The sequence below is a fragment of the Pseudomonas sp. SC3(2021) genome (assembly GCF_019856535.1).
Taxonomy (GTDB): Bacteria; Pseudomonadota; Gammaproteobacteria; order Pseudomonadales; family Pseudomonadaceae; genus Aquipseudomonas; species Aquipseudomonas monsensis.
This window is the reverse complement of the sequence record NZ_CP082236.1, coordinates 4,586,895-4,612,395: the sequence shown is the minus strand read 5'-3', so window position 1 is coordinate 4,612,395 and position 25,501 is coordinate 4,586,895. Positions and strand designations below refer to the sequence as shown.

The following is a 25,501-nucleotide window of genomic DNA, read 5'->3' as shown; positions in this document are numbered from 1 at the left end:
ATCAGGTTGGCTGCAAATCTCACTTCAGATGAAAGTCACTTTCCATCAAGCGCAGTCTCTCGATTGCAGCTTGAAGTCTAGGGCGATCATGAGCCTACCCAGAACGCCAAATACCGGCCAACTTCGTTTCCGCAAATAAGTGGTCCGCCTCGAGGCCACGACTCAGGACGCCAGCGCGTTTCGCGCCCCTAGAGTTGCATTACTGCGAGCGCCCTGCGCAGGGGCTCGTCGGATATCTGGATAGGACCATGAAATGGCACATCCATGTCCAAAACAAGGTAAACGGAAGCCGCAATGAGCAATGACGAGATGATGAACATTCCTGTCACCATCGAATTACGGGGAGCGCGGTATCCAAAACTGGCGAAAATGAGCGTCAACCAAGCAACAAGCATCCCAATGAGCGGGCCAGGAATCGCTCCCTCTGACTGCTCGACGATCCTCCAGCGTTGCTCGATGAGCGAATGATATTGCTGACGAATATCCTGCAGCATCGTTTCATGGTAGCGGTCCGGGGGCTTTATAAGAGCCAAAGACTTGCCTATATCATCCAGGTATTTAGCCGCCTCGCTGTTACGATGCTGCAGCGCCTCGTCTCCCCGATACGGAGTCTCGATAGCGCGCTCAAGATAGGTGATCAGGCGAGTTCGCGTGTCTTTTGCCGCATCGCCATAGCCCCGCAGTGTCCGATCAAAAATGATCATGCTGGTTGCATACCCATGGAAGTTTGCGTCAATCGACTCGAAAGTGTTTTTGGCAGAATTAATCATCAAGCCAAAGACCAGCGATGTCATAACCACAAAAATGTTGGCTACCAGACGAATTACGGAGTTAGTGTCGTCATCCCTGTGGTGGGATGCCAGCTTGGGATACCACTGCATCATGAGAAGCGAGGCAGAAACGAGGCACCCAAAAATGCCCAGTGCGATCCAGAAAGAGTTCATACATCAGCGCCCTGATCAAGTGGAGTCAAGTCTTGAAGGATAGACCGTTGGGTTCTCTCGGAATTCTGCTCGGCAGATACTGCGTTTGCACTTCGGCAGTGACCCCAATATGAGTTTGAACGCACGCGCTGATCATCGGTAGATATTGGTCGAGCTCTGCCAATCGTTAGAGGCAACAGATCACGACCGTACGCTTCTGGCCGATTTCTGCCTGTCGTCAAGGGCCGCAGTCCACTCGAAGCGGACGTCCATGTTGACCTGGAATTTCTCAACATATTGGAAGGCGTGCATCTCAGACCACGTGGGCGACCGACTTACGCATGCCTTTTGAACCGCCCCAGGTTTCGTAGACACCTCCATGCCTCAAACCGAGGTCAATCAGGAGATGCCATAAGCAACCCGCATTACCCCGCAGAATTCAAAATCCAAGCAGTCAATCAAGTGACCGAAAAGAAGCTGCCTGTCGCTGATGTAGCGGCTCTTCTCGGCGTGATGCGCAGTGATTCAACTGCATGGGTAAAGGTCCTTCGCAAGATAGAGGTGACATTCGTCTTCAATCAGGCTGTCGCGCTTTAGCACTGAGTTGCACAGGCTGGGTCTCGATCAGCTTGCGCGCCAGGATCATGCGCTGCGTTATCGCAACATATTTCTTGAAGTGCGGTGATTCGATGTGTGCTCGATAGGCCTCCTCACTCGCATAAATTTCGAGAAAACGAAGACTGTTGGGCTTGTCCTTCTCCGCAACCGAGTAGATGGCAAGCACCCCGGGTTCAACGCGGATGGATTTATCCATCTCTTCCCTGACCGCCACCTTGTAGGCTTCAAGGTGTGCCGGATCGATCTCCAACTCTGCAATGCGTACGACGGTCGTGGTTGCCTCTTGGGCCTGCGTCGTAACAGCTCCGAAGCCAGATCCCATGCCAACGGCAACTACTGCCGCCAGAAGCCGATTTGTGTTTTTCGTCATGTGATATCTCCTTGGGTCAATGGTCTGTGCAACAGTCGTCTTTCAACTATCGCTAGCGCATCCGTCTTGCGGGATTTTCTCAAATTCGCAGACAAGCACGTCTATCGCAAGGCGAGATCGAAGCGGTTGATATTGAGCTGCGGGCCAGACGACGTAGCACTCCATGGCTGCTCTAGGCCGATCCACCCATATCTCTATGAGTGTGCCCTGCTGCATTCGATCACGAATCAACCAGTTGGGAAGCCAAGCCAGCCCCATGCCTTCGGCGGCAGGCAGAAAAGCTCCGAGCTACCGGGCGAAAGCCCGTACGCGGGAGCAGCACAGATCATCGTCGGCCTGTGCTTCGCCAATGAACGGATCCGCTTGGGCAGCAACGCGTCCGCCCCTTCGACCGGGTGAGTTATTTTCGGATCCTGATGACTTCAGCAATCAGTGGTGTTCAAAGGTTTTGAACGACCGACTAGTGCTACGTATCGGCAACCTGGACTTGGTCTCTACCATTCGATTTTGCACGGTACATCGCGGTATCGGCACGCCGAATGAAGGCGTCAAACGATTCTGATGGAATCCACGTCGCAACGCCGAAGCTACACGTTGCCTGTCCAATTTCATCAAAGGGTTGGGTGCTGATCAGCGCTCGAAGCTTTTCTGCCAGCAGCCTTGTATCGTTCAGTTCGGTATCCGGGCAGATCAATGCGAACTCTTCTCCGCCGGTTCTGCACAGCAGATCGGTTTTGCGTGTTGCCGAACGTATTCGTGTGCACAACGTCTTCAGAACGTCATCCCCACACTGATGGCCCCAGCGGTCGTTGATGTGTTTGAAGTGGTCGACGTCAAACATGATCAGCGACAGAGGGCGGTATTGCGCGCTAGCCTCGATGAGCAGGCGTTCCATCAACTCTTCGAAGTATCGGCGGTTATAGACTCCGGTCAGGTGATCGGTAATGTTCAACAGACGCAAGTCTTGCGTGCGTTCATCTACCAGCGAGAGCGCGCGGGCGCGCTGCGTAATCAGCAAGTACACCATCAAGGTCAGCAGCAGCGTCAACCCTGCTCCGAACACGATAATCAGGCTGATGGACAGTGCGTAACTATTGGCGACCAGAAAGGTTGAGCTCGGCCTGAACTGGATCAAGTAATTCTGGTCGGCTACTTTCAGCAGCCGTTGCTCGTACAGCGCTGAAGGAGCAGCAGGAGCCGAGCTCTGATAAATGGTTTCCCCTTGATGCTGCGTGTCGATCAATGAAAGCGTCACGTTCAGTCGTTGCAGACTTGGTAATGGAATGCCTTGTTCCATCAAAGAAGCCAGGCGTACGGTGGAGACAACGAACCCCTGCAAATCATCATCGTTCGATGGCGCCTCAGGGGACTCCCGGAAGACAGGTGCGACAAAGAAAATCCCCGACTGGCCGTTGGTCATTTTCAACGGTTCCGACACCACTATTTGACGTGTTTCGCGTGCCTTGTTCATCAAGGCCTGGCGACCCGGGCGCGAGAGAACATCCATGCCGGGGATGATCTTTACGTCATCGCGCTTCAATAGGTAGAGCAATATCCAGTGTTCCGGCCGGCTGGTGAGGGGAACTCGTTCGCCGGTCACGGGGTTGATTTCATGATATGAAAAATCACTGGTGCCGTTGAGAAGTGCCTTGGCGCGAAATGCCGGGAGATCTTTCTCGAGAACCCTGGGTACCCAGCTACAGGCTTCATCCTGTTCCACCAGAGGCGTGACGAAGCCCATAAACTCCTTTTCAGTGACATCGTCGGCGTTGATAAAGAAACGCCTCACAACGTCCAGTTTCAAGACCTGAGTATTAAAGCGTCTTTGCAGGCGACTGAATCTTTCGTCGACCTCCAGTTGAAAAGCCACGCTGACGGTACGCTGCTCTGACCCTACGAACAGAACGAGTACCAGGAACGTGACGGCCACCCCAGCCAGGCACACCAAAGCGCAAAGGGCCACGTCGGATGCTTTGAGTGCGTTCTGACGAGTAGACATGATCGGGTGTTCCTTGCTCATCGCCAAAAACAGTGTGCAGTGACCTGGAGTACTTTTGGAGTATCGGCACGCTGGTCGTTATCTTTATGAATCAGGCGTTAGAGCAAGGGATTTATGACCGGCAGGTATGGGCCAGCCAGGGTGGCAGCGCTCAGGCGAGACCAGACTGGCGCATGGCGAAGCCGTGCAACACGCTGTTCTGGATCTCGCTCGACAGGCTGTTATCGGCCTTTCTTGCAGGCTATTACATCGGTCCGCCGTTACGCGCAGTGATCGCAACGGTGGTTGGCGAATCAGCAAGTGACACGAAGCGTCGCGTTGCGCCATCGAGCGCGTCGATGCACCCCGCCTCAATGTCGTAGACCCAACCGTGCAGATTCATGCGCCCCTGCTCCAGCGCGAGAGCCACCGATGGATGCGTACGCAGGTTCGCCAGTTGCGCGATCACGTTTTCGCGAACGAGCCCATCAAGCTTCGCGCGGGGTGTGTCGAACTCATGCGCCGCGTTAATCGCTTTCGCGGCGTCCGAGTGGCGTAACCAGTTAGCGACCGCCGGAAGATGATCCAGACACGTGCAGCGAGAAATCGCGCCCATCGCTCCACAGTCGGAGTGGCCACAGATTACGATGTCTTGTACCCCGAGCACTGCAACCGCATATTCAACGGTGGCCGAGACACCGCCAGGTTCGGGACCATACGACGGCACGATGTTGCCGGCGTTGCGAATGACGAACAATTCGCCCGGTTCGCGCTGCGTAAGGAGTTCGGGCACAACACGACTGTCTGAGCAGGTGACGAACAACACCTTCGGATTTTGTGCCGTCGCGAGCTGCTTGAAAAGCTCGACGCGTTGCGGATAAACCTCGCGCTGAAAGCGCAGAAAGCCGTCAATAATGTCACGCATGGAGTCCTCCAGAACCAAATGCCGAATACCGGCACGAGCACTTGATATGCCATCGCACCGCTGTGGTCGTCATTATTGCAGACGTTGCTCGCACAAGGCAGAGGCATGGCCTGGCCCAAGGCAGGCACGTTCAACGAGCAGCAATCCATTCAAGTCACCACTGCCGAGCAGTGGGCGCGAGAAACCTCGCAGACATCTGAATGCAAAGAGCAGGATGGACCAAGCCCCGTCCTTAACGAGGACTTTAGTTCTCGTTAACGACGATGCTGGCAATCAGAAACCATTCAAGTGAACGAATCCGTTTTGTCTGGAATCAAACGGGCAGTTTCAAAGGCGTTTAGCAGCTGCCAGTTCGATCATTCATTACCGGAGAAAAATGCATGCCTCTCAGTGACACTATTCACAGAGCGTTGCTAAGCGCGGAGGAACGCGCCTCTATCGCTGAAATTGAAGCCACGACCAATATTCTGCAGCTCGTCACACGGATGACCGGAACGCGCTTCGCAGCGATCGCAAAATTCACGGAGACGGAATGGATTGTCTGTTCCGCGTACGATCCGATCGAGCTTGGGATCAACACCGGCGACACACTGGAACTCGAGACCACCCTTTGCAGTGAGTTTCGAAGAGATCCCCAAGTGCTTTTCGTGCCGGAGATAAGTCGAGACGGCAGGTTTTCGACACGTCCTGTGGTAAAGCAATACCTGATTGAAAGCTACGCAGGTGCGCCTGTTTTCCTGCCCGATGGACAACTTTGGGGCGCGCTGTGTGCATTGGATTCCAGGGCAGTGATATTCGACGACCCGGACCTGGCGGACACGCTAGGCCTGTTCGCGAGGCTGATCGGCTGCATCTTTTACTCGAACTTGACCGAGGCCGGCAGCGGCTACAGCAAGAACGGTTCAGTTGCCACGGAATAACAACGACACAGCCCTGAGGATTCAGGGCTGTGTCTTTTCTGGCATGTGAGATTCGTGCCCGCCCCTTCTACAAGGTGTAGGAAATACCGACCTGCACGGTTCGCGGCGCGCCTGGATAAGCGTAGACGTTGCCGAATGCGCCTTCTTCATAATCGCGATCAAACAGGTTTTTCAGGTCAAGATTGAGTCGCACCTTATCATTGACCTTGTAGAAGCCGAGCAGGTCGACAACGGTGTAACTGCCCATCGAAAACGCGGTGTTAGCGGTTTGGCCGGCGCGTTCGTCGACGTACTTGAGGCCGGTGCCCAGGCCCAAGCCCTTGAGCGCGCCGTCCTGGAACTCATACATATTCAGCAGGCTGAAGCTGTTTTTCGGGATGTTCAGCAAGCGCGTGCCAGAGCGCAACACGTTGTCCTTGGTCACTTGCGCATCGACATAGGCGTAGCCGCCAATCACCCGCCATTCGGGGGTCAGGTTGCCAGCGACGTTGAGGTCGAAACCACGGCTGCGCACCTCACCGGCTGCAACGCTGAAGGTCGAGTCCACCGGGTCGGTGGTCAACACGTTACGTTTGTCGATCTGATAGACCGCCGCGTCGACACTCAACTGCTGATCCAGTGCTTCCCACTTGATCCCCATTTCGTAGGACTTGCCCTTCTCCGGCGCGAACCCGCCGCCCTGGCGACTGGCGCCGGTGTTCGGTTTGAAGGAGCGCGCGGTGTCGGCATAGACCGCCAACGTCTCGGTCAAGTCGTAGGTCACGCCGATGCGCGGGGTCACCGCATTGTCACTCGCCTGCCAACTCTTGCCGCCGGGCACATAGGTTTCGTAATCATGTTCAAAGCGCTCGAAACGCGCGCCGGCCAGCACTTTCAATTTGTCGGTCAATGCCACCTGATCCTGCACGAACGCGGCATACGTCTTGAGGTTTTCCTTGTCGTGAGTCGGCGTACGGGTGAGTGCCGGACGCGGCTGGCCGTACACCGGATCGAAGATGTCGATCGGGTACGCACCGACAGCGCCGCTGGAGCGTTGAATGATCGACTTGTAGTCGTAATCCTCATACTCGATACCGGTGAGCAACGTGTGCTGCAAGCCAGCGGTATCGAAGTGGCCGGTCAGGTTGAGCTGGGTATCCTTGTCGGTCCACTCCAGCTTGCGATAGTTGAAGTTGCGCCCCAGGGTGCGGCCGTCATCGGCTATACCGTTGGCCTCGATTGCGTTGCCCTTGAGCGAACCATCGAGCCACTGGAAACCGCCACCCAGGGTCCAGTCATCGTTGAGCATGTGCTCGAAACGCAGTTGCGCCATGTTGTTGTCGTTATGCAGTTTGCCGACGTCTTTTTCGCCGAAAAAGCTGTCGCGAGAGGCCGTACCGATCTGCTTCGCATAGCGGGTAACGCCGCGATCCAGCGGCGCGTTGTTTCGCATGAAATCGCCTTCGAAAATCAGCCTGGTTGCGTCGGTTGCCTGCCAGGTGAGCACCGGCGTGATGCCGTAGCGCTCGGTTTCGACGTGATCGCGGAAGGTGTCGCCGCCCTCGCCCACGACGTTGAGTCGATAGGCCAGGCGCCCTTCTTCGTCGAGCGGACCGGAAGCGTCCAGCGTGCCGCGCTTCATGCCTTGATCGTTGAGTTGGCTGCCCAGGGTGACGGTGCGTTCGGGCAACGGCTGTTTGGAAACCACGTTGAAGGTGCCGCCAGGATCACCGCGACCGTAGAGCATGGTGGCCGGGCCGCGGAGCACTTCGAGGCGTTCAATCGTGTTGGCATCCGGCATGTTCGGGTAGCCGCGGTTGATCGGGAAACCGTTTCGATAGAACTCGCCGCTGGTGAAGCCACGCACGGTAAACGTGGTCAGGCCCTGGCCACCAAAATTGTTCGCCCGCCCCACGCCCCCGGCGTAGTCCAGCGCGTCCTGCAACCGGGTGGCGCCCAGATCCTCGACCGCATCCCTGGAGACCACACTGATCGATTGCGGGGTTTCGTGAATCGACGTGTCGGTACGCGTGGCGCTGGCCGAGCGCGTCGCCCGATAACCCTGCACCGGGCCGTCCGCCCTTTCGTAATTCGCCGTACCGATCACATCGGTTGCGTCCAGCTCGAGCGTTGAGGGTGACGCCCCCGTTTGTTCAGCCCATGAGGCAGACGACAAGGCTTGCAGCACACAAATGGAAAGCAGGGTTCGACGCATGGAGAAGAAAACCTTTACGAATAGGCCAATGCAGGGAGTGAAACCGCCAAAAACACCCGCGCATGCTATACAAAACCATTCGCAATTAACACTTATTCCCATTCACACATTTCTGGAGAGTCATGAATGTCGCAGGGTCTTGGGTGACATCCGACTGACTGCTTTCAGCTGAAGTGAACATTCGTCTAATTTTTTTACTCTGCGTTGCATCCATTCCTGCCCCTGCTCCGTACATTCAACACCCTCATACGAAGGGTCGAAAAATCAAGGAGACGCATCATGCACATGTTCATCAAACGCCTTGCTATCGCGTGCTTCACATTGTTGAGCCTGGGCGCCCGAGGGAAGATTCAGCAGCAGGCGGTTTCGCGAACCGGTCGGCTATCCATATTCTGCAGGCGGGTGGCGTTGCCCTTGAGCCAATCGGCGTTGGCCTGGGCCGTCACTTGCAGGATGTCGTGAACCGAGGCCGGCAGATCCGGGACAATCAAAGGTTGCAGCTGTACTGATATTCGAAGGGAAAAAACACCGTATCGACCACCAGCGAAAACGGCGCATCGATCAGTAAAAACGGAATCAGCTTGCCTTTGGAGGTGCCCACCAGCCACCAGTCAAACCGCAGGCCGATGTAGGGGCATCGGTGTTTGTCGTAATCCATGCGCATGGCGGTTGCCATGCAGCCACTCAACGTGGCGATCAGCACCAGCATTATCAACTTGCGAAACACGTAACATCCTTATTACTGCACTGCACCGCGATGGGTAAACGCACGCCTGAATCACCGCGACTCAGGTGATCGACCGATCTCCTCGCGTGCAGGCATCGTATCCCCGTGAGTGGCTGATATCGGCCGACCACAACCAATCCTGAATCGAAAAACCGCCAAGCCCGCTACCAAAGACCGCCGAACCGATCGTTACATCTGCGCGGATTGGCCGTTTTGCCACTGCCTGCGATAACACACTTCAAGCCGCCGAAAATGAACATACGTTCATCGCAAGCCGCATTCCAGGCGTCTAACCTGCGGGTTCCGACATAGTGACTACAGGAGTACCCCACCATGTTCTCGCACGAAAGCGTCCCGTTGATTGTCATTTTCATCATCATGCTGCTGGGCGTGCTTGCAGCCTTCCTCCACCCGGTACACGCGTTGTTCAGCTGGCTTCGGCGGCGCAAGGAACGCTCGGCGACCGAACTGGTTGAGCGGGATTAATTTTTTCATTCACTGAGCAACCAGGGACGGATGACTTTGCTGGAAAAGAGATTCGTCCCTGTTTATTTCATGGGGTTGCCCGCAAGGAGTTGAGGCGACGCCGACTCGACGACCTCGCCAATGACTGCAGCAAAGCACCTGAGGATATGCTGCAATAGGCGGCGGAAACGGATGAAGAGCTCAACGGCCTGACCCGTCAAACGTCACACGAGGAGGCCTGAATGCCGAAGACACCGCCGGCCAGCAAAGAGGCCACCACCGCCGCAGACATCGAACGTTCCATTCAAGCCCTGAACACAATGGCCGAACGCCTCTGGGGCCAAGGTCGGGAAGCCGAAGCCCAGGCCCTGCTCGACGCACTGGACGCATTGAACCGGGCACTCGACAGAATCCGCATTGGCGAGAGTCGCCGGGTGGCGACGCTTCATTGACCGATCCACGTCCTGTAGACGCAATGTGCCGCAGCGCCTGCAGGTATTGCGTCTTGGCCCTCGTTCAGGGCTTGAGTATCAACAACGGCTCGCCCTTCTTGACGATATACGTCGCCAGTTCCGACCCCTTGTCCTGACCGGCATTGCGCGCGATGTGCGCGACGCCTTCTGGAATGTACAGCGAATCCCCGGCCTTCAGCGTCACGGGCGCCCTGCCCTCCAGTTGGTATTCAAAAGTGCCGCTGATCACATACGCCACTTCCACGCCCGGATGCGCATGGCGCGGTGAGGTCACGCCGGGTTCGAAATCGACCCGCGCCTGTATCACTTCACGGTCGGCTGCACCAAGGTCCTGACGAACCAGATCGGTGCGACTCAGGCCTTGTTGCCAGGCCTTGGGTTGGGTGTCAGCGGCTTGTGCGGTGCCGATCAAAGACGCGAGTAATGCAGCGGTAGCCAGAAACAGTGGACGGCGCATGATGTTGCCCTCTCGAACGTAGTGGTGGGGTTGACCGCTACTGTGAGCCAGGCCTGTAGGGCGGATGTGTCGCAAACCTGGGGTTTGTTATCGCCGTGTATACCGAATCGGGTTTGATACAGGCTTATACAAAGATTTCGCCGGGGTACTGCTGCGCCATCAACCATGTCCTCAAGGCGACGATTTTCTTCGAGTCCGCAGTTTCATGGGGCGTCACCAGATAGAACCCCAACTCATCCTTCAAGCGCAGTGCAAAAGGCGCGACCAGACGCCCGGCCCGCAGATCATCGGCAACATAGGTCGAACGCCCGATGCACACTCCCTGCCCGTCAACGGCGGCCTGCACGGCCATCATCGCCAAGTCGAACGTCAGCCGCGGCCCTTCAGCCAATGTCGCTGACTCACCGGCTGCGCTCAGCCAGCGGTTCCAGTCTCCGGCGGTCATGCCACTGACTTGCAGCAAAGTGTGATCAAGCAAATCTGCGGGCGTGTTCAGCCCTTTCGAGGTGCTGAGCAACGCCGGGCTGCACACCGGGAAAATCTCATCGGACATAAGAAAATCCGCACGCAAACCTTTCCAGTCGCCGCGCCCGTAACGAATGGCCGCATCAATGCCGCCCTGGCGAAAATCCACCAGTTCGGTGGAGGCGCTGATTCGCACATCTATATCGGGGTTGGCCTGCTGGAACGACGGCAGGCGCGGCAGCAGCCATTTGGAGGCCACGGAGACCAGGGTATTGATGGTCAGCACCGTGTTTTGACGCGACGCCAACAATGCCTGCGTCGCATGGCGCAATTCATGAAACGCCGCACGGATGCCGGGCAAATAGGCCTGCCCCTCTTCAGTGAGCGCCAGCCCCTCCTTGAGCCGCAAAAACAAGGTCACGCCCAGCTCGTCTTCAAGACGCCGAATCTGATGACTGATGGCAGTTTGCGTAACGTGCAGTTCTGCGGCGGCCTTGGTAAAGCTCATATACCGAGCGGCGCACTCGAAGGCTCGCAAGCCATTGAGAGAAGGCTGTCTGGCGACCATGACAATTCTATACCCATGAGATTTTGTCATACGCTAGCACTGCAAATGACCTTTGCGAAAGCCTGCTCGCGCAACGGATCCTGACACCTCCCCATCCACTGGAAGTGCCATGAAACTGTATTTCGCGCCCATGACCTGTTCGTTGTCCCCGCATATCGTGTTGCGAGAGCTGGGCCTGCCCTTCGAGCTGATTCGCGTCAACAATCAGAGCAAGCGCACGGCTGACGGCCGTGACTTTCGCGAGATCAACCCCAAGGGCTACGTCGCTGCACTGATGCTGGATAACGGCGAGGTGTTGACCGAAGGCCCGGCCATCTTGCAGTTTCTTATTGATCGCGTCCCCGCCACCCAACTGGCACCCGCTCCGGGCACCTGGGAGCGGACGCGTTTGCAGGAATACCTGAGTTTCATCAACGCGGAAATCCATGGCGGCAGTGCGCCGCTGTTCGATGCGCGGATTCCGCCGACGATCAAGGCGATTTTCAAGGAGAAACTGTTCAAGCGCCTGGACTACCTGAACCGCAAACTCATGGATCAGGACTACCTGATGGGCACGTTCGGTGTCGCCGATGCCTACCTGTTCACCGTGCTCACGTGGCTGCCGAACTTCAATATCGAACTGGCGGACTGGCCAGCGCTTGCCGCCTACGTGCACCGGGTGTCCGCTCGTCCCAGTGTCCTGGCGGCCATGGCGGCGGAAGCGGCGACGCAGCCGGTGTAAGCGAACGGGCCATGTCGACGCTGAAGCTGTAAACTGGCGCGATCTTCATTCGCTCAAACAAGAGATCAGCATGGCCAATCAAGACATCACCTTCACGCCCGATCCGGATGCGGACTCGATTTCCTCGGACGTCGCCACCTTCGGCGGGATCATGGTTTCCACGCAGATTCCGACCCGCGCCGATGGCAGCCTGGAACTGGGCGGCATCACCGAGCAGAGCGAATGCACGCTGCAAGCGCTGAAAGTCGCCCTGGAGCGTGCCGGCAGCTCGATGGACCGGGTCATGCACCTGACCATCTACCTCACCGACATGGCCGACCGCGCCGCGTTCAACGAGGTGTACAAGCGTTTCTTCGCCAAACCGTGGCCGGTGCGTGCCGCAGTCGGCGTTGCCTCGCTGGCCGTTGAAGGCATGCGCGTGGAAGTGACCGCAATGGCCGCCAAGGCCTGATTCACCCCCGCCAACCCTGTGGCAGCGAGCCTGCTCGCGCACGCTTCAGTTCAGTCTCCGTTGAGGTTGAATGTGCCGGCGCCTTCGCGAGCTGGCTCGCTCCCGCTGGGGCGGGCACCGTGTCTGCTGCCATCGGGCAGCACAGACGTGCCGGGCGCACGTTTCGCGGGTAGAATGCGCGGCTAACCGTGACAGCCTGACTAAAAAAACTATGTCCTTGCCCAAGCATCACCTGGAATTGCTCAGCCCTGCCCGCGATGTAGCCATCGCCCGCGAGGCGATCCTGCACGGCGCCGACGCCGTATACATCGGCGGCCCGAGTTTCGGCGCGCGCCACAACGCCTGCAACGAAGTCAGCGAAATCGCCGAACTGGTGGAATTCGCCCGCAAGTACCACGCGCGCATCTTCACCACCATCAACACCATCCTGCACGACAACGAACTGGAGCCGGCGCGCAAGCTGATCCATCAGTTGTACGACGCCGGGGTCGACGCGCTGATCGTTCAGGATCTGGGCGTGATGGAGCTGGACATCCCGCCGATCGAACTGCACGCCTCGACCCAGACCGACATCCGCACTCTGGAGCGGGCGAAGTTCCTCGATCAGGCCGGTTTCTCGCAACTGGTGCTGGCTCGCGAACTGAACCTGAAAGAAATCCGCGCCATCGCCGATGAAACCGACGCCGCCATCGAGTTCTTTATCCACGGCGCGTTGTGCGTAGCGTTCTCCGGCCAGTGCAACATTTCCCACGCGCAGACCGGGCGCAGTGCCAACCGTGGCGACTGCTCCCAGGCCTGCCGTCTGCCGTACACCCTCAAAGACGAAAAGGGTGGCGTGATCGCTTACGAAAAACACCTGCTGTCGATGAAGGACAACAACCAGAGCGCCAACATCCGCGCGCTGGTCGAAGCGGGTGTGCGCTCGTTCAAGATCGAAGGTCGCTACAAGGACATGGGCTATGTGAAGAACATCACGGCCTACTACCGCCAGCGCCTCGACGACGTGCTCGAAGACCGCCCGGACCTGGCCCGCGCCTCCAGCGGCCGCACCGCGCACTTCTTCCTGCCCGACCCGGAAAAGACCTTCCACCGTGGCAGCACCGATTATTTCGTCACCGATCGCAAGATCGACATCGGCGCCTTCGACTCGCCGACCTTCACCGGCCTGCCGGTGGGCACCGTCGAGAAAGTCGGCAAACGCGACATGCAGGTCGTGACCCACGAGCCCCTGTCCAACGGTGACGGCCTCAACGTACTGGTCAAGCGTGAAGTGGTGGGTTTCCGTGCCAACATCGCCGAAGCCAAGGGCGAGTTCGAGGAAGACGGCGAGAAGCGCTACCGCTACCGCGTCGAGCCGAACGAGATGCCTGAAGGCCTGTACAAACTGCGCCCGAACCATCCGTTGAACCGCAACCTCGACCACAACTGGCAACAGGCGCTGCAGAAAACCTCCTCCGAGCGTCGCGTGGCCCTGAGCTGGATGGCACGTCTGCGTGAAGAGCAACTGGAAGTGACCGCCACCAGTGAGGAAGGCATCAGCGCCAGCGTTACCCTGAACGGCCCGTTCGGCGTCGCCAACAAACCGGAGCAGGCGCTGGAGCAACTGCGCGATCTGCTCGGCCAGCTCGGCACCACGCAATACCATGCCACCGACATCAAACTGGATGCGCCTCAGGCATTCTTCATCCCGAACTCGCAGCTCAAATCCCTGCGCCGTGAAGTGATCGAAGCCCTGACCGCCGCTCGTGTCGCTGCGCACCCGCGTGGTCGCCGCAAGGCCGAAACCAGTCCGCCGCCGGTGTACCCGGATTCGCACCTGACTTTCCTCGCCAACGTCTACAACCAGAAGGCCCGCGACTTCTACCACCGTCACGGCGTGAAGCTGATCGACGCGGCGTACGAGGCGCATGAGGAGCCAGGCGAAGTGCCGGTGATGATCACCAAGCACTGCCTGCGCTTCTCCTTCAACCTGTGCCCGAAACAGGCCAAAGGCGTGACCGGCGTGCGCACCAAGGTGGCACCGATGCAGCTGATTCACGGCGATGAAGTGTTGACGCTGAAATTCGACTGCAAGCCGTGCGAGATGCACATCATCGGCAAGATGAAAGGCCACATTCTCAACCTGCCGCAACCGGGCAGCGTGGTCGGCCACATCAGCCCTGAAGACCTGATGAAAACCATCCCCCGCGCCCCGCACTGAGTGGTTGGCGAGTACGGTGCTACGGCGCCGTACTCGCCCGCCCTTCTGTGAACACACCAAATCGCAGGCATAAAAAAACGCCAACTTCTTGCGAAGTTGGCGTTTTTTCGAATATGGCAGGGGCGGCTGGATTCGAACCAACGCATGGCAGGATCAAAACCTGCTGCCTTACCGCTTGGCGACGCCCCTACTGCTCTGTCCAGCGCCTCGTTGAGGTTCGCTGTGAGAACGGGGCGCAATTTACCAACATTCATTTCGTTTGTGAAGCCTGATGTGAAATATTTTTTGTTTTAAAACAGCGACTTATTATTTTCGACCAGATACGGGCCAATGATCAGGCCGTTTCGCGCCGTGTATCACACTGTGTACGCCCCCCGCCGCGACACATCGCCTTTCAACAACGCCGTTCTTCGACACAGGCCAGATACGCCCCCGCGCTCAAATGCACTCAAGGTTTGAAGGGGTGAATCGCAACCCTTGGCCAAAGGCTCGCAAAGGAGACGTCACCATGAAGATGGCACCGCACACCCGCAAAACCGCCACGGCACTGGGCTTGTCGATGCTCGCTGTGTCGTTGTTCGGCGCCTTTGGCACCGCCCAGGCATACACTACCGAACCAGCCGCCGTCAGCTATTCAGCGCCCTCGCCCTTCGGCCCGCTCAAGCACGTGAAGGCCGGCCTGCTCGACGTGGCCTACGCCGAAACCGGCCCGGCCGACGGCCCGGTGGTGATCCTGCTGCACGGCTGGCCCTACGACATTCACAGCTACGATGAAGTCGCGCCGTTGCTGGCCGCCAAGGGCTACCGGGTGCTGATGCCGTATGCGCGGGGTTATGGCGACACGCAGTTCCTCTCCAAAGACACCCTGCGCAACGGCCAACCGGCGGCGCTGGCCAGTGACGTCATCGACTTCATGGATGCGCTGCAGATCAAGCAAGCGGTGCTCGGTGGTTATGACTGGGGCGCACGTTCGGCGGACATCGTTGCGGCGCTTTGGCCGGAACGCGTGAAAGCGCTGGTATCGGTCAGTGGCTACCTGATCGGCAATCAGGCCGCCGGGCAAAACCCGCTGCCGCCCAAGGCTGAATTGCAGTGGTGGTATCAGTTCTACTTCGCCACTGACCGTGGCCGCGCTGGCTACGAAAAGAACACCCACGACTTCGCCAAACTGATCTGGCAACTGGCCTCGCCGCAGTGGAAATTCGACGACGCCACGTTTGACCGCAGCGCCACGGCCCTGGAGAACCCCGATCACGTCGACATCACCGTGTTCAACTACCGTTGGCGGCTGGGCCTGGTGCAGGGCGAAGCGAAATACGCCGCACTGGAGCAGAAACTCGCCACCGCGCCGTCCATCAAGGTACCGACCATCACCCTTGAAGGCGACGCCAACGGCGCGCCGCATCCGGCGCCAGAGGATTACGCCAAGCGCTTCACCGGCAAGTATCAGTTCCGTTTGATCAAGGGCGGGATTGGCCACAACTTGCCGCAGGAAGCTCCGCAGGCGTTTGCCAAGGCTGTGATTGATGCGGATCACCTGTAAAGCCACTCACCCTTGCCCTCTCCCGGAGGGAGAAGGAACTGACGCAGGTGATTGGGAGAGCACGTCGCCTTGGGATATCGGGGTGAACTCAGGTCAGTAACGGCTTCGGTTATTTGACGAGGCGTTTTTCCTTCGACGGCCGATAACCGAAATACGAGCTGTAACACTTGCTGAAATGGCTCGGTGAAACAAACCCGCACGCCACCAGCACCTCCACCTGCGACAGTTCAGTGTGCTGCAGCAACCGCCGCGCTTCGGTGATGCGCAGTTCCAGGTAATAACGCTGCGGCGTGGTGCCCAGTTGTTCCTTGAACAAGCGCTCCAACTGGCGGCGGGAGCGGCCGGCGTACACCGCCAGTTGCTCCAGCTCCAGCGGCTCTTCGAGGTTGGCGTCCATCAGCTTGACCACTTCCCGCAACGGCGCACTGACGCAGATGTTTTCATCCGGTTTGATCCGCCGATAGCGCGACTCTTCGAACGCCAGAATGTCCTCGACACCCTCGACCAACGCCTTGCCGTGCAGGCCTTTGATCCAGTCCAGCGCCATGTGGAAGGCTCCGGACGGGCTCGACGCGGTGAGCCGGTCGCGATCGATCACGTAGGGTTCGCTGCTGACGTGGGTGGACTTGGCGATTTCGGTCAGCGCCGGACGATGTTCCGGGTGGATCGCACAACGATAACCGTCAAGCAACCCGGCCCGGCCGAGAAACCACGAACCGTTCCACAACCCGGCCAGGGTGATGCCGCGTTCCGCCGCCACTTTCAGCAAACCGATGAATGCCTCGCTCGCCCGCAGTTCGGTACGATAACCGCCACAAATCACCAGCAGATCCAGGTCTTGCAACGCCGCCAGATCCATCTTCGCGTCCGGGCGAATCACCAGCCCCAGATCGCTGACAACTTCACCCTCGCCCAGCCCGAACGTACGGGACGAAAACAGTCCAGGGCGCAACAGGTTACTGGTGACAATCGTGTCCAGCGCCTGGGTGAAGGCCGGCAATGAAAAGTGTTCGAGCAGCAGGAAACCGGTGCGGGTCATGCGGGTGTCAGCGGATTGCTCATTCAGGTAGCGGAGGTTTTTCCCCTTCATGCCTCCGCTGAATTGGCGTCGTTCGATCAAGGTCGGGCCCATTGGTGATGTTGTTATCCGCCGATAGTTGGCCCGATCCGCCTCCGAGTCAATCACGCCTGTGGTTGATGACTGGTCACGCAGTGAATCCCGCCACCGCCGGCGGCAATGGCGTCGATGTCGAGCTGCACGATTTCACGCTCCGGGTACAGCTCGGCGAGCAGGTCGAAGGCCTGTTTATCGGCTGCCTTATCGCCGAATTCCGGGGCGATGATCGCGCCGTTGATCACGAAGTAATTGATGTAGCCAGCGGCGAAATCCGGGTTGTTCTGGCTGAACTTGCTTTTGCGCGGTTTGAGCGGCGGCGAAACCGTGTGGATCTGCAATGTGCGCCCGTCGGCATCGGTGGCGCGCTTGAGGATTTCCAGGTGCGCCAGGGTGACCTTGTGATCGTAGGATTCAGGGTCGGTGTCGAGGTTGGCGATGACAACGCCAGGCTTGATGAACCGTGCGTAGAAATCGACGTGGGCGTCGGTGATGTCCTTGCCCTTGATGCCCGGCAGCCAGATGATTTTGCGCAAGCCCAGACGCTCCTTCAGTTCTGCTTCGACGTCAGCTTTGCTCCAGTCAGGATTGCGGTTGGCGTTGATCCAGCTGCTTTCGGTCATGATCCCGGTACCGTGGCCATCGACTTCGATCCCCCCGCCCTCGCCCACCAGTTCGCTGCGTTGGTAAATGGCTTGCGCGTCGTCGGCCACTCGCGCGGCGATCTGTGCGTCCTTGCTGTGCCGCTGCTTGCCGCCCCAACCGTTGAAATTGAAATCCACCGCGCCCAGACCGCCCTTGTCGTCGATCACGAAGTTGGCGCCGATGTCGCGCATCCAGATGTCATCCAGCGCGGCCGCCACGTACGTGATGTTGTCAGTGCCGCAATGTGTTTCGGCGAGGCTGCGCTCGTGCTTGCGGCAGAACACCGTAACCGGTTCGAAGCGGGCAATGGCTCGGGCGACGCGGCCCAGGGCTGCCTGCACATCCGCAGTGAAGTCTTCCCAGATTGCATCCTGCGCGCCGAAGGCAATGTAGGCGCGCGCATGTTTGTCGCCCTCATCGGGCATGAACCAGCGCCCTTGTGCAGCGGCGAATACCTTGCCCGGCGACAGGCCGAGGCCCATGAACGTTGCGCCGACACCTGCGGCGACCGTGACTTGCTTGATGAACTCGCGACGAGTCGACATGTTGCAGTTCCTGTAGAAAAAAGGCCGGCCAACCCGCCGGCCTTGGGTCATTGGCCGGTGGCCGTCTTGAATTTGGTCCAGGTGCGCATGCGGGCGCGCATGTCGGCCTGGGGGATATCCTTGCCCGGAATCAACCGAGCATAGGTTGCCTCGTCGAGGTAGATGTCCGGGTTGTCGCGCATGCTTGCATCGACGCCCGAGCGCGCCTTGGCACTGGAAGTCGGGTAACCGGTGAAGTTACTGATCGCGGCCATGTTCTCCGGGCGCATGACGAAGTTGATAAACGCGTAGGCGTATTCCGGATGTCGGGCGTCGACCGGAATGGCCATGGTGTCCATCCACACCGTGGTGCCTTCACGGGGCACACGGTACTGGAAGCGTGTGTGCTTGCCGGCGCTGTCCGAGGTGCGCTGGGCCTGAGTCATGTCGCCGCTGTAACCGAGCGACAGACACAGATTGCCGTTGACCAGATCGGTCACCGGTTGCGACTGGAACTTGCGAATGTACGGCCGCAGCTTCATCAACAGCTCACTGGCCGCCGCCAGATCCGCCGGTTTTGCACTGCGCGGATCGCGCCCCAGGTAATTGAGCACCACTGCCAGCGCTTCATCGGGCGAATCGATCATCGAGATCCCGCAATCGGCGAACTTCGCCGCCAGCTCCGGTTTGAACAACATGTCCAGACTGTTCACTGGCGCATCGGCCATGCGCTGTTTGATCTGCTCGGCGTTATAGGTCAGGCCGATGGTGCCCCAAGTGTAAGGCACCGTGGCTTTACTGGAGTGTTCGTAATGGCTGCGCAGCTTCTGCAAACCAGGCTCGATGTCGCCCAGTGCGGTCAGCTTCGATTGATCCAGCGGCATCAGGCTGCCGGCACGCATCAGACGCTCGGCCACGGTGTCGCCGGGGAAAATCAGGTCGTATCCGCTGCCGCCGGAGAGCATCTTGGCTTCGAGGGTTTCGCTGCCGTCCATGACGTCGTAGATCACTTTGATCCCGGTTTCGGCGGTGAACCGGCTCAGCGTGTCTTCGGCAAAATAATCGGCCCAGTTGTATAGCCGCAGGGTATTGTCTTCGGCGTGCAGCGACGGCATTGCGCAGGTCAATGCCAGGCCAATCGCGCCGAGCAACCGCTTGTGTTGAGTCGTCATGTCAGACCCCTTGAGTGTTCCAGCGTGCGTGGAGGTGGCGGCCATCCTGGCTGAGCAACGCGCCGTACATGTCCGGACGGCGATCGCGATAGATGCCCCAGCTCAGGCGCTCCTCGCGCATGGCGGCAAGGTCGAGTGAGTGGACAAGCACGCCGCTGCTGTCGCGGTCGGCCACCGCGAGCAACTGGCCCTTGTGATCGCTGATGAACGACGAGCCGTAGAAGCTCATTTGCAGATGAGGATCGGTGCTCGCCACTTCGCGACCAACGCGGTTCGACGCCACCACCGGCAGCAGATTGGCGGCGGCGTGGCCGCGCATGGTCATCTGCCAATGGTCGCGGGAATCCAGTGCCGCGTTGCCCGGTTCCGAGCCGATGGCCGTGGGATAGAGCAACACTTCAGCGCCCATCAACGCCAGGCAGCGCGCGGTTTCCGGGAACCACTGATCCCAGCAGATGCCCACGCCGAGGCGGCCGAACGCGGTATCCCAGACTTTGAAACCGCTGTCGCCGGGGCTGAAATATTCCTTCTCCTGATAGCCGACGGCGTTGGGGATATGGGTCTTGCGGTACACGCCCGACAGACGTCCGTCAGCATCGGCGACGGCCAGCGAATTGAAATAGGCATTGCCGGCCTTTTCGAACCAGCTCAACGGCAACACCACGCCCATCTCCCGGGCCAGTGCGGCGAAGCGCGCGAGAACGCGGCTGTCGCGATACTCCTCGGCAAGCGCCATATGTTGATGGTTTTGTTCGATGCAGAAATACGGCGTGGCGAATAGCTCCTGCAACAGGACCACTTGCGCGCCCTGCTGCGCCGCGTCGCGTACAAGTTGCTCGGCCCGGTCGAGGTTGCCCGGCAAATCCCAGGTGCACGGCATCTGGGTGGTGGCGATGGTCAACAAGGTCATCGTTCAACCCTCCACCGGCCAGGCCGGCTGTTGCTGGGTGATGCAATGCACACCGCCGCCGCCATGCGCCAGGTGATTGATGCGCACCGGCACCACTTCGCGCCCGGGGAAGGCTTGCGCCAGCGTTTTCGCCGCCAGGTGATCGGCCTCGATGCCGTAGGCCGGCATGATGATCGCGCCATTGACGATGTAGAAATTGGTGTACGAGGCGCAGAACACTTCAGCTTCGGTATCGACCGCGTCGGTGGCTTCGAACAGCTCGATCAGCTCGAACTTGCGTCCGTGGGCGTCGGTGGCCAGTTCCAGCGCACGACGGTTTTCCCGTGCCACTTCGGCGTAAACCGAAGACTGATCACGTGTCGCATCCACCATCAAGACGCCGGGCCGGGCGAAGGCACAAACGCCATCGACGTGGCCGTCAGTCATGTCGCCGGTAACGTAGTCCGGATCGCCCGGCAGCCAGATGGTTTTCTTCGCGCCGAGCAGGCGACTGAAGATTTCCTCCATCTCGGCCTTGCTCATGCCAGGGTTGCGATTGGGGTTGAGCAGCACCGATTCGGTGGTGATCAGCGTGCCTTCGCCATCGACATGAATCGCCCCGCCCTCGTTGCTCAGCGGTGTGCCGAAGCATTCCAGGCCAAGGTGATTGAGCGCACGGCGCGCCAGGCTCTCATCCAGATCGTGCGCCGACTTGCCGCCCCACGCGTTGAAGCGCCAGCTCACACCGGCCAGCCCATGTTGCGGGTGGCAGACGAAACTCGGGCCGGAGTCGCGGCACCAGCTGTCGTTGACCGCCAACGGGATCAGTTCGATGTTCGGTCCGCACAGGGCTTTGGCACTGGCGAGCGCCGAAGGATCGACCACCAGTTTCACCGGCTCGAAACGGGCGATGGCGTTGGCCACGCCAGCGAAATCTTCCTGCACCTGCGCCAGGGTCACGCGCCAGCCGGATTCCCACAACGCCTGGTTGTGCGGCCAGACCATCCACGTCGCAGCATGGGTTACCCATTCTGCCGGCATCATCCAGGCGCTGTTTTTATTGTCGTTGTGCTGCATGATAAACCTCGCTAGTTAAGCCATTGTGTTCACGCCGAACATGCTACGGACGCAAAAACAGGCAAACAAACGATGGATTTAGCGCACAACTGATTAGAGGAACTTATCGACATGCTCAAGCACTGGCCGCCGCTCAGCTCCCTGCGCGGCTTCGAAGCCGCCGCCCGACTGGGCAGTTTTCACAAGGCCGCCGATGAGTTGAACCTCACGCAGTCGGCGATCAGTCAGCAGATTCGCAACCTTGAGGCTTACCTTGAGCAGCCGTTGTTTTTTCGCAGCGGTCGCAGCGTCGCGTTAACCGATGCCGGGCACGATTTGCTCAGCACCACGCAAGCGATGTTGCAGCAATTGGCAGTGGGGATTCGGCGCCTGGGGCAGTATCAGAAACCCAATCAACTGGTGCTCAACACGACACCGGCGTTTGCCCGGCATTGGTTGTTACCAAGATTGGCGGACTTTCGCGATCAGCATCCCGACGTGGATCTGTGGATCTACAGTACCGACGAGGTGCCGGATATGGCCACGCAGACCATCGACATCGCGATTCGCGACGATATCAGCGCGCAGGCTGAGTGCAGTTTCAAAGTGCTGCAAAGCGATCGACTTTATCCGGCGTGCCATCCGCGCCTGCTGAACACGCCGGCAGCGCAACGCAGCACCTTGCATGGCGAGCGGGAAATGGACTGGAGCCATTGGGCGGTCGAGGCCGGTATCGATGTCGGCCAGCAGGCTCAGGGGTTGAATTTTTCCGACCCGGGACTACTACTGGACGCGGCTTGCGCGGGGCTTGGGATTGCGCTGGTGAGTCAGTTGCTAAGCCGTCAGGCGCGCGCTGACGGCTTGTTGCAACCGCTGGTCGAGGCGACTATTCGCGGGCCAAACTGGGCACTGCTGACCCACCGCGACAGTGAAAATGACCCCATGACCAGGTCTTTTATCGATTGGTTATCCGCCAACCTGAGCCTTGGCTCAAACAGCCGAGAAAACCCCGGCGCCTAAACGTCCCTCGAGACGCCCGCACAGCACGTAGTGCTGATAGCCGCTGGAGAACGATCCCTGGGAAATCGCGATCCTGACATCGTCATTCAATCGAAGGTACTGGGCTTCATCAAAATTTTCTGCGCTGACTTCACCGGCACGCCCGAGCCGCTCGCTGTCCACCGCGAGACCCTGGCTGGCGAAGTGCTCGAAATCGATGATGCGATTCACTGCGTGCCGCTCCAGCACACCCTGATTGGGATGCATCGAGTAGATATGCAGGCCTTTATTGGCGCAGCGGTCGCAGGCCAGCAATAACTGCACCACAATGCTTCTACGCCATTAACTCAACGACCCAATCGATAAACACGCGCAATTTCAGGCTGACATGCCGGTTCGGCGGATAAGCAATGTAGAGCGGCATCGGCGCGAGTTTCCAGTCTTCGAACAGCGGCACCAGCTCGCCACGCGCTTGATGGGCGGCAGACATGTACTTGGGCAGCCACAGCACGCCCATGCCCGCCAGGCCTGCCGCGAGGTAGGCGTTGCCGTCATCGACTGCCAATACGTGCCGCCCCTTGATTTGCAGGTTTTCGCTGGCGTTGTGCAAGGCATATGGCACCGGTTTGCCGGTGCGTGCCCAGAGAAAACCGACCACGCGATGGTGGCTGTCTTCCAGGTCTCTCGGGTGCGCGGGAATGCCCGCGCGTGCCAGGTATTGCGGTGCGGCAAACACCCCCAACTGCAGATCGGCGACCTTGCGCGCCATCAGCGACAGGTCCATGAGTTCGCCGCCGCGCACCACGCAATCGACGTTCTCATCAATGATGTCGACGATACGGTCACTGACGCCCATGTCGATCTGAATATCCGGATAACGCGCGTGAAACTCAGGCAGGGCCGGCACCAGAATCAAACGTGCGAGCGGACTCGGGACGTCCACTCGCAGCCGGCCCGAAGGTGATGCCGCCGCGCCGGGCAGGCTGGTTTCAGCATCATCGAGGTCGGCGAGCAAGCGGATCACGCGTTGGTAATACGCCGCGCCATCGGCGGTGACATTGACCTTGCGCGTGGTGCGATTGAGCAACTTGACCCGCAGGCGCGCCTCCAGTTGCTGAACCAGTTGGGTCACGGTGGTCTTGCTCATATGCAAGGTTTCCGCCGCTTTGGTGAAACTTCCCGCCTCGACCACTCGGGCGAAGGCCTGCATTGCGTCAAAACGGTCCAAGGTGTGCCCTCGATTGTTTGGATTTCACAAACAGTGAACGCCAAGCTTGCGCGTTTATCGCTGGCCTGCAAATACCTACAGTGGCTCCATCAACTCAAATGAAGGAGACACTCCCATGACTCAGCGCGATGTTGTTTTTCCATCCGCACGCCGCACGCTTTACGAACGCCACCGTTACTCGCCAGCCATTCGCTCCAACGGTTTTCTGTTTGTCTCGGGACAGGTCGGCAGCACCGAGGACGGCAAGCCAGAGCCAGACCTGAAAAACCAGGTGCGTCAGGCTTTCACTAACCTCAATGCAATCCTTGAAGAGGCCGGTGCCAGCTTCGATGAGGTGGTTGATGTCACCGTATTCATCGTTGATCCCCAGTCGAAATTCGAGACGATCTGGGATGTGGTGCTGACCGAGTTCTGGGGCGAGGCGCCACATCCGACGGTGACGGCGGTTGGTGTGACGTGGCTGTATGGGTTTGATTTCGAGATAAAGGTGATTGCCCGGCTACCCGAAGCAGCCTGATCGTCAGATCGATTTGCAGCAGGGGTCGGCAGTCTTCAGACTGGCGACCCTTTAGTCTTTTCCGACAGCCGTCATGTCAGTTTCAATGCTCAAACCTGCCCTGCCCGGTATCGCCCTGCGTCGTTGGCGCCTGTTGCATCGCGTCAAGCAAAGCCACGCCGCGCAGATGTTCAGCGTCACCCAATCGACCATTTCCCGCTGGGAAAGCGGCGTGCTGGCGCTGGATCCGGCTGCGCATCTACAGCTTGAGCAACTGTTGGCCGCGCGCCTCGACACGGCGGCCGATCAGGCTCTCGCGCGGTTGGTGTGCGAAAGCGCACGACCGGTTCATCTGGTCTGCGACCTCACCCACCGTTTGCTGGCCTGTTCCCCGGCCCGCGCCGCGCAGTTCTCCAGCCCGCTGAGCGAATTGCTCGGACAATCGCTGTGGCCTTTCGTGACGCCGGAAATTGCCAACAACGAACGGGCGCTCGACACCCTCGGTTGGCGCGAACTGCCGGCGCCACCGGCGCTGGAATTTGTCACCGGCAACAATGACTCCGACCTTGTGCCGATCCGCCAGAGCCTGTGCCGCTGGACGCGTATTCCACTGTCCGACGGCACTGCCGCGCGGCTGGTCGAGACGCTCTGAACGCATATTTTATGCGTGGACGCTCAACCGCATCGGCCCTAGGCTTGCTGCTCGGCTCCACCACCGGGCAAGTTCATGGACCTCGAAAAAATCAGCGGACGCCTCGAATTCCTGCGTGAAGCGGAAAAACTCAAGGACGTCCTCAGAAGCGCACACACTTCCAGTGGGCGCACCGAAAGTACCGCCGAACACAGCTGGCGCCTGTGCCTGATGGCGATAGTTTTCGCCGATGAACTGGCCGGACTCGACCTGCTTAAAGTGCTCAGGATGTGCGTAATTCACGACTTGGGCGAAGCCATCAACGGCGACATTCCGGCAGTCGATCAGGCCGCGTTCCCCGACAAGAGTGAGCAGGAGCGAAATGACCTCCTGCTGCTGACCCGTTCACTCGATAACACCCTGAGAAACGAAATTCTCGCTCTGTGGGACGACTACGAAAATGCCCGGTCAGCCGAAGCCAAAGCGGTCAAGGCGCTGGACAAGCTCGAGACCCTGCTGCAACACACTCAGGGCCACAACCCGGCCGATTTCGACTACCGCTTCAATCTGACATACGGCAAGAAACACACCAGTGCCGCACCGATTTTCGCCGCACTGCGCGCGCTCATCGATCAGGACACCCATGCACGAATCCAGCAAGCGAAGTGAACTGCCACTCGACGTTTGGGGCCACGGATTAAGCAGTTATCCGCGCTGACCTTTCGCGTGGTTTTATGGATTTCTAGTGG

The 25,501-nt window shown here is 59.0% G+C and carries 28 protein-coding genes, 1 tRNA gene and 2 pseudogenes; 13 read left to right on the top strand and 18 right to left on the bottom strand.

Annotated elements, in window-relative coordinates; all coding sequences use genetic code 11:
• Nucleotides 1-188: 188 nt before the first annotated feature.
• Nucleotides 189-944, bottom strand: a complete 756-nt coding sequence (locus tag K5Y35_RS20645) for a hypothetical protein (RefSeq protein ID WP_222832786.1) — start codon at nucleotides 942-944, stop codon at nucleotides 189-191.
• A gap of 390 nt (nucleotides 945-1,334) precedes the next feature.
• Here K5Y35_RS20645 and K5Y35_RS20640 point away from each other — a divergent pair.
• Nucleotides 1,335-1,466, top strand: a pseudogene (locus K5Y35_RS20640) (transposase); the annotation flags it as partial.
• A 31-nt stretch (nucleotides 1,467-1,497) separates the two neighbouring features.
• Here K5Y35_RS20640 and K5Y35_RS20635 read toward each other — a convergent pair.
• The 4 genes from K5Y35_RS20635 to K5Y35_RS20620 form a co-directional block, all read right to left on the bottom strand.
• On the bottom strand, nucleotides 1,498-1,911 hold the full coding sequence (locus K5Y35_RS20635; protein WP_261991207.1) for a putative quinol monooxygenase: 414 nt from the start codon (nucleotides 1,909-1,911) through the stop codon (nucleotides 1,498-1,500).
• Between the two features lie 42 nt (nucleotides 1,912-1,953).
• Nucleotides 1,954-2,127 (bottom strand): hypothetical protein, encoded by a 174-nt coding sequence (locus K5Y35_RS28300; protein WP_410055907.1) that lies wholly within the window; start codon nucleotides 2,125-2,127, stop codon nucleotides 1,954-1,956.
• Nucleotides 2,128-2,377: 250 nt separating this feature from the next.
• Nucleotides 2,378-3,910 carry a sensor domain-containing diguanylate cyclase gene (locus K5Y35_RS20625; RefSeq protein ID WP_261991206.1) on the bottom strand — a complete coding sequence of 511 codons (1,533 nt, stop codon included), beginning with the start codon at nucleotides 3,908-3,910 and terminating at the stop codon, nucleotides 2,378-2,380.
• A gap of 244 nt (nucleotides 3,911-4,154) precedes the next feature.
• Nucleotides 4,155-4,814 (bottom strand): carbonic anhydrase, encoded by a 660-nt coding sequence (locus tag K5Y35_RS20620; protein WP_123464354.1) that lies wholly within the window; start codon nucleotides 4,812-4,814, stop codon nucleotides 4,155-4,157.
• 78 nt (nucleotides 4,815-4,892) lie between these two features.
• On the opposite strand from K5Y35_RS20620, the pseudogene K5Y35_RS27945 reads away from it, so the two are divergent.
• Both K5Y35_RS27945 and K5Y35_RS20615 read left to right on the top strand, forming a co-directional pair.
• Nucleotides 4,893-5,072, top strand: a pseudogene (locus K5Y35_RS27945) (hypothetical protein); the annotation flags it as partial.
• A 122-nt stretch (nucleotides 5,073-5,194) separates the two neighbouring features.
• Complete coding sequence (locus K5Y35_RS20615; protein ID WP_123464351.1) at nucleotides 5,195-5,734, top strand: GAF domain-containing protein; 540 nt, start codon at nucleotides 5,195-5,197, stop codon at nucleotides 5,732-5,734.
• Nucleotides 5,735-5,801: 67 nt separating this feature from the next.
• On the opposite strand, the gene K5Y35_RS20610 is transcribed toward K5Y35_RS20615, so the two are convergent.
• The 3 genes from K5Y35_RS20610 to K5Y35_RS20600 all read right to left on the bottom strand — a co-directional run bounded on the left by K5Y35_RS20610 (nucleotide 5,802) and on the right by K5Y35_RS20600 (nucleotide 8,655).
• On the bottom strand, nucleotides 5,802-7,928 hold the full coding sequence (locus K5Y35_RS20610) for a TonB-dependent siderophore receptor (protein ID WP_186747958.1): 2,127 nt from the start codon (nucleotides 7,926-7,928) through the stop codon (nucleotides 5,802-5,804).
• A gap of 350 nt (nucleotides 7,929-8,278) precedes the next feature.
• Entirely contained in the window at nucleotides 8,279-8,419 is a 141-nt protein-coding gene (locus K5Y35_RS20605; RefSeq protein ID WP_410055906.1) for a hypothetical protein, read from the bottom strand.
• Nucleotides 8,416-8,655 carry a YceK/YidQ family lipoprotein gene (locus K5Y35_RS20600; RefSeq protein WP_123464348.1) on the bottom strand — a complete coding sequence of 80 codons (240 nt, stop codon included), beginning with the start codon at nucleotides 8,653-8,655 and terminating at the stop codon, nucleotides 8,416-8,418. Before K5Y35_RS20600 ends, K5Y35_RS20605 begins: the two co-directional genes overlap by 4 nt.
• A gap of 333 nt (nucleotides 8,656-8,988) precedes the next feature.
• Here K5Y35_RS20600 and K5Y35_RS20595 point away from each other — a divergent pair, with 333 nt between their 5' ends.
• Together K5Y35_RS20595 and K5Y35_RS20590 are read left to right on the top strand one after the other, a co-directional pair.
• Nucleotides 8,989-9,141 carry a hypothetical protein gene (locus K5Y35_RS20595; protein WP_177490665.1) on the top strand — a complete coding sequence of 51 codons (153 nt, stop codon included), beginning with the start codon at nucleotides 8,989-8,991 and terminating at the stop codon, nucleotides 9,139-9,141.
• A 221-nt stretch (nucleotides 9,142-9,362) separates the two neighbouring features.
• Nucleotides 9,363-9,572: a hypothetical protein gene (locus tag K5Y35_RS20590; protein ID WP_123464346.1), complete on the top strand. Its 210-nt coding sequence runs from the start codon at nucleotides 9,363-9,365 to the stop codon at nucleotides 9,570-9,572.
• 64 nt (nucleotides 9,573-9,636) lie between these two features.
• Here the strand turns inward: K5Y35_RS20590 and K5Y35_RS20585 are convergent, their stop codons facing one another.
• Both K5Y35_RS20585 and K5Y35_RS20580 read right to left on the bottom strand, forming a co-directional pair.
• On the bottom strand, nucleotides 9,637-10,050 hold the full coding sequence (locus tag K5Y35_RS20585; protein ID WP_222832784.1) for a cupin domain-containing protein: 414 nt from the start codon (nucleotides 10,048-10,050) through the stop codon (nucleotides 9,637-9,639).
• 124 nt (nucleotides 10,051-10,174) lie between these two features.
• On the bottom strand, nucleotides 10,175-11,083 hold the full coding sequence (locus K5Y35_RS20580) for a transcriptional regulator GcvA (RefSeq protein WP_222832783.1): 909 nt from the start codon (nucleotides 11,081-11,083) through the stop codon (nucleotides 10,175-10,177).
• Between the two features lie 109 nt (nucleotides 11,084-11,192).
• Between K5Y35_RS20580 and gstA the strand changes: the two genes are divergently transcribed.
• From gstA to K5Y35_RS20565, 3 genes are all read left to right on the top strand, one after another.
• Entirely contained in the window at nucleotides 11,193-11,804 is a 612-nt protein-coding gene (gene gstA / locus K5Y35_RS20575; RefSeq protein ID WP_222832782.1) for a glutathione transferase GstA, read from the top strand.
• 70 nt (nucleotides 11,805-11,874) lie between these two features.
• On the top strand, nucleotides 11,875-12,255 hold the full coding sequence (locus K5Y35_RS20570; RefSeq protein WP_123464338.1) for a RidA family protein: 381 nt from the start codon (nucleotides 11,875-11,877) through the stop codon (nucleotides 12,253-12,255).
• A gap of 211 nt (nucleotides 12,256-12,466) precedes the next feature.
• Entirely contained in the window at nucleotides 12,467-14,455 is a 1,989-nt protein-coding gene (locus K5Y35_RS20565) for a peptidase U32 family protein (RefSeq protein WP_222832781.1), read from the top strand.
• A 114-nt stretch (nucleotides 14,456-14,569) separates the two neighbouring features.
• On the opposite strand, the gene K5Y35_RS20560 is transcribed toward K5Y35_RS20565, so the two are convergent.
• Nucleotides 14,570-14,644 (bottom strand) — tRNA-Gln (locus K5Y35_RS20560).
• Between the two features lie 319 nt (nucleotides 14,645-14,963).
• On the opposite strand from K5Y35_RS20560, the gene K5Y35_RS20555 reads away from it, so the two are divergent.
• Nucleotides 14,964-15,998, top strand: a complete 1,035-nt coding sequence (locus tag K5Y35_RS20555) for an alpha/beta fold hydrolase (RefSeq protein ID WP_222832780.1) — start codon at nucleotides 14,964-14,966, stop codon at nucleotides 15,996-15,998.
• Nucleotides 15,999-16,107: 109 nt separating this feature from the next.
• On the opposite strand, the gene K5Y35_RS20550 is transcribed toward K5Y35_RS20555, so the two are convergent.
• From K5Y35_RS20550 to K5Y35_RS20530, 5 genes are read right to left on the bottom strand one after another with little or no spacing between them, the layout of a single operon-like run.
• Nucleotides 16,108-17,130: a GlxA family transcriptional regulator gene (locus K5Y35_RS20550; RefSeq protein WP_222832779.1), complete on the bottom strand. Its 1,023-nt coding sequence runs from the start codon at nucleotides 17,128-17,130 to the stop codon at nucleotides 16,108-16,110.
• A gap of 50 nt (nucleotides 17,131-17,180) precedes the next feature.
• Nucleotides 17,181-18,302, bottom strand: a complete 1,122-nt coding sequence (locus tag K5Y35_RS20545) for an agmatine/peptidylarginine deiminase (RefSeq protein ID WP_222832778.1) — start codon at nucleotides 18,300-18,302, stop codon at nucleotides 17,181-17,183.
• A 47-nt stretch (nucleotides 18,303-18,349) separates the two neighbouring features.
• Nucleotides 18,350-19,453 carry an extracellular solute-binding protein gene (locus K5Y35_RS20540; protein ID WP_222832777.1) on the bottom strand — a complete coding sequence of 368 codons (1,104 nt, stop codon included), beginning with the start codon at nucleotides 19,451-19,453 and terminating at the stop codon, nucleotides 18,350-18,352.
• Nucleotide 19,454: 1 nt separating this feature from the next.
• Nucleotides 19,455-20,363, bottom strand: coding sequence for an N-carbamoylputrescine amidase (gene aguB, locus K5Y35_RS20535; protein WP_222832776.1), 909 nt, complete (start codon nucleotides 20,361-20,363; stop codon nucleotides 19,455-19,457).
• 3 nt (nucleotides 20,364-20,366) lie between these two features.
• Nucleotides 20,367-21,419 (bottom strand): agmatine/peptidylarginine deiminase, encoded by a 1,053-nt coding sequence (locus K5Y35_RS20530; protein ID WP_222832775.1) that lies wholly within the window; start codon nucleotides 21,417-21,419, stop codon nucleotides 20,367-20,369.
• Between the two features lie 111 nt (nucleotides 21,420-21,530).
• Here K5Y35_RS20530 and K5Y35_RS20525 point away from each other — a divergent pair, with 111 nt between their 5' ends.
• The gene (locus tag K5Y35_RS20525; protein WP_123464322.1) at nucleotides 21,531-22,418 is read left to right on the top strand and encodes a LysR substrate-binding domain-containing protein; all 888 of its coding nucleotides are present in this window, start codon (nucleotides 21,531-21,533) and stop codon (nucleotides 22,416-22,418) included.
• On the opposite strand, the gene K5Y35_RS20520 is transcribed toward K5Y35_RS20525, so the two are convergent.
• Together K5Y35_RS20520 and K5Y35_RS20515 are read right to left on the bottom strand one after the other, a co-directional pair.
• Entirely contained in the window at nucleotides 22,389-22,721 is a 333-nt protein-coding gene (locus K5Y35_RS20520; RefSeq protein WP_261991205.1) for a hypothetical protein, read from the bottom strand. The genes K5Y35_RS20525 and K5Y35_RS20520 overlap by 30 nt on opposite strands.
• Nucleotides 22,722-22,731: 10 nt before the next feature.
• On the bottom strand, nucleotides 22,732-23,625 hold the full coding sequence (locus K5Y35_RS20515; protein ID WP_123464320.1) for a LysR family transcriptional regulator: 894 nt from the start codon (nucleotides 23,623-23,625) through the stop codon (nucleotides 22,732-22,734).
• A gap of 115 nt (nucleotides 23,626-23,740) precedes the next feature.
• Between K5Y35_RS20515 and K5Y35_RS20510 the strand changes: the two genes are divergently transcribed.
• The 3 genes from K5Y35_RS20510 (at nucleotide 23,741) to K5Y35_RS20500 (ending at nucleotide 25,421) form a co-directional block, all read left to right on the top strand.
• Nucleotides 23,741-24,142, top strand: coding sequence for a RidA family protein (locus tag K5Y35_RS20510; RefSeq protein ID WP_123464315.1), 402 nt, complete (start codon nucleotides 23,741-23,743; stop codon nucleotides 24,140-24,142).
• A gap of 73 nt (nucleotides 24,143-24,215) precedes the next feature.
• Complete coding sequence (locus tag K5Y35_RS20505; protein WP_222832774.1) at nucleotides 24,216-24,773, top strand: helix-turn-helix transcriptional regulator; 558 nt, start codon at nucleotides 24,216-24,218, stop codon at nucleotides 24,771-24,773.
• 75 nt (nucleotides 24,774-24,848) lie between these two features.
• Nucleotides 24,849-25,421: an HD domain-containing protein gene (locus tag K5Y35_RS20500; RefSeq protein WP_222832773.1), complete on the top strand. Its 573-nt coding sequence runs from the start codon at nucleotides 24,849-24,851 to the stop codon at nucleotides 25,419-25,421.
• The last annotated feature ends 80 nt before the right edge of the window (nucleotides 25,422-25,501 follow it).

What these genes read in the sequence shown, in the direction of transcription:
- K5Y35_RS20645 (WP_222832786.1), bottom strand. Translation starts at nt 944, where the DNA reads ATGAACTCTTTCTGGATCGCACTGGGCATTTTTGGGTGCCTCGTTTCT.
- K5Y35_RS20635 (WP_261991207.1), bottom strand. Translation starts at nt 1,911, where the DNA reads ATGACGAAAAACACAAATCGGCTTCTGGCGGCAGTAGTTGCCGTTGGC.
- K5Y35_RS28300 (WP_410055907.1), bottom strand. Translation starts at nt 2,127, where the DNA reads ATGCAGCAGGGCACACTCATAGAGATATGGGTGGATCGGCCTAGAGCA.
- K5Y35_RS20625 (WP_261991206.1), bottom strand. Translation starts at nt 3,910, where the DNA reads ATGTCTACTCGTCAGAACGCACTCAAAGCATCCGACGTGGCCCTTTGC.
- K5Y35_RS20620 (WP_123464354.1), bottom strand. Translation starts at nt 4,814, where the DNA reads ATGCGTGACATTATTGACGGCTTTCTGCGCTTTCAGCGCGAGGTTTAT.
- K5Y35_RS20615 (WP_123464351.1), top strand. Translation starts at nt 5,195, where the DNA reads ATGCCTCTCAGTGACACTATTCACAGAGCGTTGCTAAGCGCGGAGGAA.
- K5Y35_RS20610 (WP_186747958.1), bottom strand. Translation starts at nt 7,928, where the DNA reads ATGCGTCGAACCCTGCTTTCCATTTGTGTGCTGCAAGCCTTGTCGTCT.
- K5Y35_RS20595 (WP_177490665.1), top strand. Translation starts at nt 8,989, where the DNA reads ATGTTCTCGCACGAAAGCGTCCCGTTGATTGTCATTTTCATCATCATG.
- K5Y35_RS20590 (WP_123464346.1), top strand. Translation starts at nt 9,363, where the DNA reads ATGCCGAAGACACCGCCGGCCAGCAAAGAGGCCACCACCGCCGCAGAC.
- K5Y35_RS20585 (WP_222832784.1), bottom strand. Translation starts at nt 10,050, where the DNA reads ATGCGCCGTCCACTGTTTCTGGCTACCGCTGCATTACTCGCGTCTTTG.
- K5Y35_RS20580 (WP_222832783.1), bottom strand. Translation starts at nt 11,083, where the DNA reads ATGGTCGCCAGACAGCCTTCTCTCAATGGCTTGCGAGCCTTCGAGTGC.
- gstA (WP_222832782.1), top strand. Translation starts at nt 11,193, where the DNA reads ATGAAACTGTATTTCGCGCCCATGACCTGTTCGTTGTCCCCGCATATC.
- K5Y35_RS20570 (WP_123464338.1), top strand. Translation starts at nt 11,875, where the DNA reads ATGGCCAATCAAGACATCACCTTCACGCCCGATCCGGATGCGGACTCG.
- K5Y35_RS20565 (WP_222832781.1), top strand. Translation starts at nt 12,467, where the DNA reads ATGTCCTTGCCCAAGCATCACCTGGAATTGCTCAGCCCTGCCCGCGAT.
- K5Y35_RS20555 (WP_222832780.1), top strand. Translation starts at nt 14,964, where the DNA reads ATGAAGATGGCACCGCACACCCGCAAAACCGCCACGGCACTGGGCTTG.
- K5Y35_RS20550 (WP_222832779.1), bottom strand. Translation starts at nt 17,130, where the DNA reads ATGGGCCCGACCTTGATCGAACGACGCCAATTCAGCGGAGGCATGAAG.
- K5Y35_RS20545 (WP_222832778.1), bottom strand. Translation starts at nt 18,302, where the DNA reads ATGTCGACTCGTCGCGAGTTCATCAAGCAAGTCACGGTCGCCGCAGGT.
- K5Y35_RS20540 (WP_222832777.1), bottom strand. Translation starts at nt 19,453, where the DNA reads ATGACGACTCAACACAAGCGGTTGCTCGGCGCGATTGGCCTGGCATTG.
- aguB (WP_222832776.1), bottom strand. Translation starts at nt 20,363, where the DNA reads ATGACCTTGTTGACCATCGCCACCACCCAGATGCCGTGCACCTGGGAT.
- K5Y35_RS20530 (WP_222832775.1), bottom strand. Translation starts at nt 21,419, where the DNA reads ATGCAGCACAACGACAATAAAAACAGCGCCTGGATGATGCCGGCAGAA.
- K5Y35_RS20525 (WP_123464322.1), top strand. Translation starts at nt 21,531, where the DNA reads ATGCTCAAGCACTGGCCGCCGCTCAGCTCCCTGCGCGGCTTCGAAGCC.
- K5Y35_RS20510 (WP_123464315.1), top strand. Translation starts at nt 23,741, where the DNA reads ATGACTCAGCGCGATGTTGTTTTTCCATCCGCACGCCGCACGCTTTAC.
- K5Y35_RS20505 (WP_222832774.1), top strand. Translation starts at nt 24,216, where the DNA reads ATGTCAGTTTCAATGCTCAAACCTGCCCTGCCCGGTATCGCCCTGCGT.
- K5Y35_RS20500 (WP_222832773.1), top strand. Translation starts at nt 24,849, where the DNA reads ATGGACCTCGAAAAAATCAGCGGACGCCTCGAATTCCTGCGTGAAGCG.